General features: G+C 45.5%; 3 protein-coding genes. All 3 read right to left on the reverse strand.

Annotated elements, in window-relative coordinates; all coding sequences use genetic code 11:
* Positions 1 to 224 precede the first annotated feature (224 nt).
* Positions 225 to 2,279, reverse strand: a complete 2,055-nt coding sequence (gene ligA / locus AC805_RS18860) for an NAD-dependent DNA ligase LigA (protein ID WP_055076824.1) — start codon at positions 2,277 to 2,279, stop codon at positions 225 to 227.
* A gap of 180 nt (positions 2,280 to 2,459) precedes the next feature.
* The gene (locus AC805_RS18865; RefSeq protein WP_055076825.1) at positions 2,460 to 3,272 is read right to left on the reverse strand and encodes a MerR family transcriptional regulator; all 813 of its coding nucleotides are present in this window, start codon (positions 3,270 to 3,272) and stop codon (positions 2,460 to 2,462) included.
* A gap of 238 nt (positions 3,273 to 3,510) precedes the next feature.
* Positions 3,511 to 4,521, reverse strand: coding sequence for a thiamine-phosphate kinase (gene thiL / locus AC805_RS18870; RefSeq protein ID WP_055076826.1), 1,011 nt, complete (start codon positions 4,519 to 4,521; stop codon positions 3,511 to 3,513).
* Positions 4,522 to 4,665 lie beyond the last annotated feature (144 nt).

The raw sequence follows: 4,665 nt of genomic DNA on the forward strand, positions 1-4,665 counted from the left end.
GCGGTCAAAAACTCTAAGAGATCCCCCTCAATCCCCCTTAAAAAGGGGGAAGAATTTAATTCTCCCCCCTTTTTAAGGGGGGCTGGGGGGGATCTATCCAATTCTTAAATGGTTTCTTATACTAATTCACGAAAGTGTGACAACACTTTTGTGAATTAGTATAATACCAAACCCAGTAAGGTTTTGAGATTCCCAAAATGGCAACGCCATTTTGGGAATTGGTATTAACGATTGATTAATGCTAGCAATTCCACCTCGGAGAGGCATGTCACCCCCAAGGATTGGGCTTTGTCTAGCTTGGAGCCTGCATCTTCACCGACAACGAGATAATTAGTTTTTTTACTGACCGAATCGGTAACCTTTCCCCCAGCCGACTTAATTAGCTCCTTGGCTTCATCGCGTTTGAGGGTTGGTAATGTTCCCGTCACCACAAAGGTTTTACCCGCAATATTAGGATTAATAGCGATCGCGCGATTTTCCTTCTGTTCGCCCACAAACTGCAATCCTGACGATTGCAGGCGTTGCACCAAAACCTGATGCTCTTCTTTACGAAACCATTCATAAAGGGATTGAGCGATTTCTTCACCGATGCCAAAGATAGAAGCGATCGCTGAGGGACTAGCTTGAGCTAATAACTCTACATTAGGAAAATTATCCGTAATATTTTGAGCGTTAACACTACCCACATGTCTAATACCCAAGCCATACAGCACTCGCGCCCAAGGTTTGGTTTTAGATTGAGCGATCGCCGCAATAATTTTGTCAGCAGATTTTTGACCCATGCGATCGAGCGTCTGCAATTTCTCACTGGTCAAATCATAGAGATCGGCAATGGAAGTAATGTGATTTTCCCCTACTAATTGCCTGACTAACTTCTCACCGATGCCGTTAATATCCAGCGCATCGCGACTAACCCAATGTTCGATCGCCCCTCGCACGATCGCAGGACATCTTCCATTTACGCAACGGGTTGCCGCTTCATTTTCGGGCTTAATTACGGGTTGACCGCATTCAGGGCAATGGGTCGGCATCACAAAACGGACAGCCCGATCGGGGCGCAATTCTGGTAATATCCGCACCACTTCAGGAATAATTTCTCCAGCTTTCCTGACGATCGCCGTATCGCCAATATGTAGATCTAGCTCGGCTAGCCGATCGCTATTGTGTAAAGTCGCTCGCGAAACAGTTGTCCCTGCTAGCAAAACGGGGCGTAATTCCGCAACGGGGGTGAGAGTGCCTGTGCGTCCCACCTGCACGGTGACAGCTTCGATGACTGTGGGCATCTCCTCGGCAGGATATTTCCAAGCGATCGCCCAGCGCGGAGTTTTTTGTGTGAATCCTAATTGATCCTGTAAGGGAAAGGCATCGAGCTTAATTACCATTCCATCGGTCATATAGGGCAATTTCAGCCGTTCCGTTGACCAATGATCGTAATAGTCTTGTAATTCCTGAAGAGATGTGCAGAGTTGCTTATTGGGATTGACCCGAAACCCAATGATTTGTAGAAATTCGAGCGCTTCCCATTGGGAAGAAATTTGGGGTAGATTCTTTTGGGCAAAATCTTCGCGATCAATGTGGATGGTATAGGCAAAAAAATCAAGGCGACGTTTGGCGACGATCCGCGAGTCTAGTTGGCGTAATGTCCCTGCTGCTGCATTGCGGGGATTGGCAAATAGAGCTTCTCCCTGCTGCGATCGCTCTTGGTTAATCTCATCAAAAACGGCAATCGGCAAAAATGCTTCACCGCGAATTTCTAGGCGATCGGGAGGATTGTCTAAATTAAGGCGGAGAGGGATCGAGCGAATCGTTTTAACATTTGGAGTAATATCTTCCCCTGATGTGCCGTCACCTCTAGTTGCACCCCTTACTAGTAAACCTTGCTCGTAGGTTAAGGCGATCGCCGAGCCATCAATTTTTAGTTCGCAAACGCTATCCAAAAATTCCAACAAGTCCGAACGATCCAATCCCTTTTGACATCGGTCTTGCCAATTCTTGACATCTTCATTCGTAAAAGCATTATCTAGACTATAGAGGGGAATGTGATGCCGAACCGAGACAAACTGAACTGTGGGCTTTTCGCCGACACGCTGAGTGGGACTATCGGGGGTAATCAGATGCGGATAGGTTGCTTCCAGATTTTGCAATTCGCGATAGAGCGCATCATAGACCGAATCCTCTATCGTTGGAGCATCAAGCACATAGTATTCGTAACTAGTGCGTTGCAAGATTTTGCGAAGTTCAAGCGCTCTTGACTCATCAAATAAAGGAAGTTCAGTCATGACAAAAAATCAATCTAATACAATTTATACCAAATCACAAAATGGCTACGCCATTTTGTGATTTTAAAAACCTTACTGGGTTTGGTTTTCAATTCCCAAAAGTGTAGCCACACTTTTGGGAATTGGTATAAGGTTTTGAGATTCCCAAAATGGCAACGCCATTTTGGGCATTGGTATAATTTATATTTTCTCGACAGGGAACTGAATTTCTGTAATGTAGGATTCCTCATCATAATCAGATCCCCCTTGAATATAGAACTCACGGTTCGCGCCGATACAGCGATATCCATTATCCTCAATCCAAGTTAGTAAATGCTGATACGCTGTAGACAAGCCGCTATAGCCGCCATGATGAACTAAACAGGCGACCGCTTCATAGCCCTGTAGTTCGTAGATTTTAATGCGATCGTTACCTTTCACCGAAGGCGTTACAGCCACTACTGCTTCACCATCAACATCACTATCCTTATAACCATAGTCGTGCCAGATACCAGTGTTATACTCAAACTTGGTAATCCCCTGTTGAGCGAGGCACTGATAGATCTCTTGGAAAAGCTTGGCGATCGCATAGTAATCGGGTAATACTTCACGAATCGAAGCAACGGTAATCGGCTCGATCTTTTTAATTACAACTTCGTAATCAGACATAACATGCTCCCGTTCAATTTGTTTGAGTTTGGCAGCTACTCTTACCAGTCGAGATTGCTCTTGCTCGATGTGCTGCTGCAAATCGGCTTGCTTTAGCCGCAACATACCGCGCATTTGCTCAATGGAAATCTCTTCCTGCAACAGTCGAGCGATCTGTTCCAAAGAAAATCCCAAATCTTTAAATGCGAGAATACGATTGAGCCGAGGTAATTGATTAGCAGAGTAGAAGCGATATCCTGTAAAGCGATCAACGGAGATTGGCTTGAGCAATCCCATTTCGTCGTAGAGGCGCAGAGCCTTTATAGACACCTGACTGAGCTTAGAAAAGTCTCCAATTTTGAGCATTTCGTTGACCTCGTAAACCTCTTGTTGTAATTACATCGTCTACCCTAAGGGGAGAGTCAATATGCTGATTTAAAACACAAACCCAGAAGAGCATACCGCCCGCGCAGCGGGCGGTATGCTCTTCTGGGTTTTATACCAATTCACGAAAGTGAGACAACACTTCAGTGAAGTAAACACCAAACCCAGTAAGGTTTTGAGATTCCCAAAATGGCAACGCCATTTTGGACATTGGTATTACTTAATCAAAATGCTGAAAAGCCGATCGCATTTCTAACCCATCAATTTGATTACCCTCAATCACTTCACCGATAATCACTGCTCCAGATAATCGATTGACAAACTGCACTGCTAAATCCATTGGCATACATAAGACCAGTTCAAAATCTTCCCCACCATACAAGACCCAATCTAGCGCTCGATCGCCTGCCAAAGTCCTTACCGCTCTGTGAATTGGTAGCGATCGCCAATAGATCTTAGCTCCAACATGGCTAGCTCGACAAATTTGGGCGATCGCATCGGCTAAGCCATCGCTGCTATCCATGCCCGAAATGGGAAAATCCTTTAAATAGTTTTGCTGCCTAAGTAGTTTATTCAATAGGGCGATCGCATCAAAACGGGGAATTGGTCGCTGATGATAGCGACAGATTGCTTGTACTAACTCTTTCCCTGCCAGAATGCGATTACCAACCTTCAGGGGCGTTAATAACTTCTCTTTTAAACCGTCGTTAAATAGAATTTCCAAACCTGCCTTAGAGAGTCCATGACAACCCGTAATCGCGATCGCATCACCCACCTTAGCGGTATGTCTCTGAATGACCCGATCCTTAGGCACTTGACCGAAGGCTGTTACGGATAATGTCCGAACAGGCGATCGCACCGTATCACCACCTACTAGCTCCGTGCCATAGCGTTGCAAGCATTCACTAAAGCCTCGATAGACACCTTCAATCCAAGCGACCTCCGTATCAGGGGGCAGTCCTACTGACATGACTAAACCCCAAGGCTTAGCCCCCATTGCTGCTAAGTCTGACAAGTTTACTGCCGCCGCCCGCCAACCAACATCTTCAGGGCTAGTCGTGCGATCGCTAAAATGCACCCCATCGATCAGCATATCCGTGGTAACAACCATTTGATGTTCTGGCAACGTTCCCCCCATCGGAGCAGCATCATCCCCCACCACGGCACTACAAAACTGCCGAAAAATTTTCAGCAGTTCTTGTTCGCCTAAACTTCTAACTGTATCTGTCATTTAATGTCATTTACTAGGAATAGTTAGCACTAAACCTTTATAGATAATTCAAATAAAAACTACAGCTTCGACTTCGCTCAGCTAGCTTACACCGAGGGCTGAGCGAAGTCGAAGCCCGTCTACAAGTTATTTAAAACAACTATA

The organism is Pseudanabaena sp. 'Roaring Creek' (genome assembly GCF_001402795.1).
Taxonomy (GTDB): Bacteria; Cyanobacteriota; Cyanobacteriia; order Pseudanabaenales; family Pseudanabaenaceae; genus Pseudanabaena.

Excerpts from the sequence above, each read along its gene's own strand:
- ligA (WP_055076824.1), bottom strand. The coding sequence starts at position 2,279 with ATGACTGAACTTCCTTTATTTGATGAGTCAAGAGCGCTTGAACTTCGC.
- AC805_RS18865 (WP_055076825.1), bottom strand. The coding sequence starts at position 3,272 with ATGCTCAAAATTGGAGACTTTTCTAAGCTCAGTCAGGTGTCTATAAAG.
- thiL (WP_055076826.1), bottom strand. The coding sequence starts at position 4,521 with ATGACAGATACAGTTAGAAGTTTAGGCGAACAAGAACTGCTGAAAATT.